A 5,595-nucleotide genomic window follows, 5' to 3' on the forward strand; every position below is an offset into this window, starting at 1 on the left:
GTTTAACAAGTCGGAAGGTAGTAATACTGGATGAATAAAGTTCATTAACTTGTTGAGAATGCAAATGCGAGACCTTAAGTAGTCAGGCAAACTTTGACATTTACAATGGAGAGTTTGATCCTGGCTCAGGATGAACGCTAGCGGCGGGCTTAATACATGCAAGTCGAGGGGTGGTAGCAATACTACACCGGCGCACGGGTGCGTAACGCGTATGCAATCTACCTTTATCTGGGGGATAGCCCGGGGAAACCCGGATTAATACCGCATAACAAATTTCTTGGCATCAAGAGATTTTAAAAGATTTATCGGATAGAGATGAGCATGCGTAAGATTAGATAGTTGGCGAGGTAACGGCTCACCAAGTCTACGATCTTTAGGGGCTCTGAGAGGAGAATCCCCCACACTGGCACTGAGATACGGGCCAGACTCCTACGGGAGGCAGCAGTAGGGAATATTGGGCAATGGGCGCAAGCCTGACCCAGCCACGCCGCGTGCAGGAAGAAGGCCCTCTGGGTTGTAAACTGCTTTTGACCGGGAAGAAAAGAACCTTTGCGAAGGGAGTTGACGGTACCGGCAGAATAAGCCACGGCTAACTACGTGCCAGCAGCCGCGGTAATACGTAGGTGGCGAGCGTTATCCGGATTTATTGGGTTTAAAGGGTGCGTAGGCGGCTGATTAAGTCAGCGGTGAAAGGTAGCAGCTTAACTGTTTTACATGCCGTTGATACTGGTTAGCTTGAGTTAACAGAAGGCAGATAGAATTTCTGGTGTAGCGGTGAAATGCTTAGATACCAGAAGGAATACCGATTGCGAAGGCAGTCTGCTGCAGTTACACTGACGCTGAGGCACGAAAGTGCGGGGATCAAACAGGATTAGATACCCTGGTAGTCCGCACAGTAAACGATGATTACTAGTTGTTGGCGAGAGTCAGTGACCAAGGGAAACCGATAAGTAATCCACCTGGGGAGTACGCCGGCAACGGTGAAACTCAAAGGAATTGACGGGGGTCCGCACAAGCGGTGGAGCATGTGGTTTAATTCGATGATACGCGAGGAACCTTACCTGGACTAGAATGTGAGGGAATTATTCAGAAATGGATAAGCCAGCAATGGCCCGAAACAAGGTGCTGCATGGCTGTCGTCAGTTCGTGCCGTGAGGTGTTGGGTTAAGTCCCGCAACGAACGCAACCCCTGTTGTCTGTTGCCATCAAGTAAAGTTGGGGACTCAGACAAGACTGCCTACGCAAGTAGAGAGGAAGGAGGGGACGACGTCAAGTCATCATGGCCCTTACGTCCAGGGCAACACACGTGCTACAATGGGCGATACAGAGTGTTGCGAGCCAGCAATGGCAAGCCAATCACAAAAAGTCGTTCACAGTTCGGATTGGGGTCTGCAACTCGACCCTATGAAGCTGGAATCGCTAGTAATCGGATATCAGCTATGATCCGGTGAATACGTTCCCGGACCTTGTACACACCGCCCGTCAAGCCATGGAAGTTGGGTAGACCTGAAGCGGAAGGTAAAAGATTTCGTTAGGGTAGAACCAGTAACTGGGGCTAAGTCGTAACAAGGTAGCCGTACCGGAAGGTGCGGCTGGAACACCTCCTTTTTAGAGATTTCCACAATGGAAATTAAAACGACTGACACGAAAGATCAAGCATTTGTATTCTCATCAACAAGTTATGTAATAGAGTGAAGGAACGGAAGTTTACAGAGTGTAGTGGTTGTGGCGAGCAAGGCTACAGCGGACTAAACTGACTGCAAACACCGAAAGGGGCTTGTAGCTCAGGTGGTTAGAGCGTTACACTGATAATGTAAAGGTCCGTGGTTCGAGTCCACGCAGGCCCACAGAATATTCACAAGAATAAGGGGGTTTAGCTCAGCTGGCTAGAGCACCTGCTTTGCAAGCAGGGGGTCAACGGTTCGAATCCGTTATCCTCCACAAAAAGAGTACTGCTTTGAAAGCAGGGAGTCACGGCGGGACGCGCAGTCTTCGAATCCGTTATCCTCCACAAAAGAGTACTGCTTTGAAAGCAGGGAGTCACGGCGGGACGCGCAGTCTTCGAATCCGTTATCCTCCACAAGAAATAAGTTAACTGATACTTTTAAAAATCGGATTTAGTTCTTTACGAAGAAACAGAGGTAGAAATACCACAAGTCAGTTAAGACTGGACGACAATCTTATCATGCTAGCACAGCTTGGTAGGTGATAAGAGTTCAGTTAAGATTGGATGAAGTTATTTGACATGATGGAAGAGAGAAGAAAAGAGATAAAGTAGGAGCTACATAAGGGCGTACGGAGGATGCCTAGGGTCTCAGAGGCGAAGAAGGACGTGATAAGCTGCGATAAGTTACGGGGAGAAGCACATATTCTGTGATCCGTAAATTTCCGAATGGGGCAACCCAATAGTTTGAAGAACTATTACCATACTGAGTATGGAGCTAACTCGGTGAACTGAAACATCTAAGTAACCGAAGGAAAATAAAACAACAGTGATTCCGCAAGTAGTGGCGAGCGAACGCGGAGAAGCCCAAACCATACTTGTTACGGCAAGCGTGGGGTTATAGGACTGCATTTAGGATTTATGTTTAAGTTGAATGATTTGGGAAAGTCATCCATAGAGTGTGAGAGACACGTAAACGTACCGACATAGAGACGAGCAGTATCCTGAGTAGGTGGGGACCGGTGGAATCCCCTCTGAATTCGGCGGCACCATCCGCCAAGGCTAAATACTCCTGAGACACCGATAGTGAACTAGTACTGTGAAGGAAAGGTGAAAAGCACGGGGAGTACCCGGGTGAAATAGAACCTGAAACCGTACGCTTACAAGCGGTCGGAGCTGGCGAGTCCAGTGACGGCGTGCCTTTTGCATAATGACCCTACGAGTTACCGTCCCCGGCAAGATTAAGTGTTTAAGGCACGAAGTCGAAGCGAAAGCAAGTCTGAAAAGGGCGAATAGTCGGTGGCGGTAGACGCGAAACCTTGTGATCTACCCATGGTCAGGTTGAAGGTTGGGTAAAACCAACTGGAGGACCGAACCAGTTAACGTTGAAAAGTTTTTGGATGAACTGTGGGTAGGGGTGAAAGGCTAATCAAACTGGGAAATAGCTCGTACTCTCCGAAATGTATTTAGGTACAGCGTCGAGGTTGAGTTATATCGAGGTAGAGCTACCAATAGGATGCGGGGGAGTCAAATCCTACCAAATTCTGATAAACTCCGAATGCGATATAATATACTCGGCAGTGAGGGCTTGGGTGCTAAGGTCCGAGTCCAAAAGGGAAAGAACCCAGAACTACAACTAAGGTCTCTAAATCTATACTAAGTTGAACTAAGGAAGTCTGATTGCAGAGACAGCCAGGATGTTTGCTTGGAAGCAGCAATCATTTAAAGAGTGCGTAACAGCTCACTGGTCGAGCGAGGCGGGCATCGATAATAAACGGGCATCAAGTATAGTACCGAAGTTTAGTCAAGAGAAATCTTGGGTAGGAGAGCATTCTATTTGCGGCGAATGGTTACTGTGAGGTAATCTGGAGCGGATAGAAAAGCAAATGTAGGGATAAGTAGCGATAATGTATGTGAGAACCATACACACCGAAAGACTAAGGATTCCTCAGCTACGTCAATCAACTGAGGGTTAGTCGGGTCCTAAGGATAATGCGAAAGCAGAAGCCGATGGCAAACAGGTTAATATTCCTGTACTGGTGATGGTGCGATGCGGGGACGGAGCGTTGGAGTGAGTACGTCCTGACGGAATAGGGCGTTGAGAGGAGGCTTAGGCTGAATCGAACTTGTGAAGGCGCTTCCAAGAAAAGCCGCTAAGCTTCAGCCATTTACCACCCGTACCGTAAACCGACACAGGTAGTCGAGGCGAGAAGCCTAAGGTGCTCGAGTGAGTCACAGCTAAGGAACTCGGCAAATTAACCCTGTAACTTCGGGAGAAGGGGAGCCTCAGCAATGAGGCCGCAGAGAAATGGCCCAGGCGACTGTTTAACAAAAACACATGGCTTTGCTAAGTTTAATGACAAAGTATAAGGCCTGACACCTGCCCGGTGCTGGAAGGTTAAGAGGGGATGTCATCGCAAGAGAAGCATTGAATCGAAGCCCCAGTAAACGGCGGCCGTAACTATAACGGTCCTAAGGTAGCGAAATTCCTTGTCGGGTAAGTTCCGACCTGCACGAATGGTGTAACGATCTGGGCACTGTCTCAGCTGTGAGCTCGGCGAAATTGTAGTAGCGGTGAAGATGCCGCTTACCCGCCACGGGACGGAAAGACCCCGTGAACCTTTACTATAGCTTAACGTTGAATTCGGGTAACTGATGTGTAGGATAGGTGGGAGGCTGAGAACCGGTGTCGCCAGGCATCGGGGAGCCAACGTTGAAATACCACCCTTTGGTTATTTGGATTCTAACTCGCGCTGCGAGGACACCGTTTGGTGGGTAGTTTGACTGGGGTGGTCGCCTCCAAAAGAGTAACGGAGGCTTCCAAAGGTAGTCTCAGCACGCTTGGTAACCGTGCGTTGAGTGCAATAGCAAAAGACTGCTTGACAGTGAGACCTACAAGTCGAGCTGGCTGGAAACAGGGGTATAGTGATCCGGTGGTTCTGTATGGAAGGGCCATCGCTCAAAGGATAAAAGGTACTCCGGGGATAACAGGCTGATCTCCCCCAAGAGCTCACATCGACGGGGAGGTTTGGCACCTCGATGTCGGCTCGTCACATCCTGGGGCTGGAGAAGGTCCCAAGGGTTCGGCTGTTCGCCGATTAAAGTGGCACGCGAGCTGGGTTCAGAACGTCGTGAGACAGTTCGGTCCCTATCTGTGGTGGGCGTTGGAAGATTGAGAGGGTCTGACTTTAGTACGAGAGGACCGAGTTGGACGTACCGCTGGTGCATCTGTTGTCCTGCCAAGGGCACGGCAGAGTAGCCAAGTACGGACGGGATAAACGCTGAAAGCATCTAAGTGTGAAACCCTCCTCAAGATGAGTCTTCCATTGAGATTCGTCATAGACGATGACGTTGATAGGCTACAGGTCTAAAAGTGGTAACACCCAGCCGAGTAGTACTAATGAATCGAGGGCTCCTAATTTTTTTATCTGTTTTTTTCTCTCTCCATTAAAGTCATATAATGAAAGCCTAATGGCCAATAAGATATTCAGGATTCGGTGTTAGTTAACTAGCGAAAGAATCATTAAGATCTTCATGGTGTCAATAGGGCGGGTGAACACCTCTTCCCATCCCGAACAGAGCAGTTAAGCCCCGCACCGCTGATGGTACTGAGTTCATACTTGGGAGAGTAAGTAGATGCCAGTTTTTTATTCAAAAGACCTTAGTAGAAATACTAGGGTCTTTTTTTTTGCACTATACCCTTCCCATCAAGAACAAAGCAGGGAGGTCTTGTGACGCCCAGTCCGCACCGCGGCTACGCGCCGCGTGATGGTACTGACGATACGCTCGCCGCAAACCGTTTGCCGGTTCATACTTGGGAGAGTAAGTAGATGGACTAGCCGTCCGCCCAGTTTTTTATTCAGAGACCGTTACGAAAGTAGCGGTCTTTTTTTTTTGCATTTTACCTAACGCAAATCACAAAAGATTTTCAT

General features: G+C 48.7%; 2 tRNA genes and 3 rRNA genes. All 5 read left to right on the forward strand.

The annotated features are described in order from the left end of the window. Positions 1–102 precede the first annotated feature (102 nt). The 5 genes from C0V77_RS22650 to rrf all read left to right on the forward strand — a co-directional run bounded on the left by C0V77_RS22650 (position 103) and on the right by rrf (position 5,308). A 16S ribosomal RNA gene (locus tag C0V77_RS22650) occupies positions 103–1,608 on the forward strand. A gap of 165 nt (positions 1,609–1,773) precedes the next feature. Beyond that, a tRNA-Ile gene (locus C0V77_RS22655) sits at positions 1,774–1,847 on the forward strand. A 20-nt stretch (positions 1,848–1,867) separates the two neighbouring features. Then, positions 1,868–1,941: transfer RNA gene (locus C0V77_RS22660), tRNA-Ala, on the forward strand. Positions 1,942–2,274: 333 nt separating this feature from the next. Next, positions 2,275–5,084 (forward strand): 23S ribosomal RNA (locus C0V77_RS22665). A 112-nt stretch (positions 5,085–5,196) separates the two neighbouring features. After that, a 5S ribosomal RNA gene (gene rrf / locus C0V77_RS22670) occupies positions 5,197–5,308 on the forward strand. The 16S, 23S and 5S rRNA genes sit together here with 2 tRNA genes alongside, the layout of an rRNA operon. Positions 5,309–5,595 lie beyond the last annotated feature (287 nt).

This window comes from Emticicia sp. TH156 (assembly GCF_002855535.1).
In the GTDB taxonomy this organism is placed as follows: domain Bacteria; phylum Bacteroidota; class Bacteroidia; order Cytophagales; family Spirosomataceae; genus Emticicia; species Emticicia fluvialis.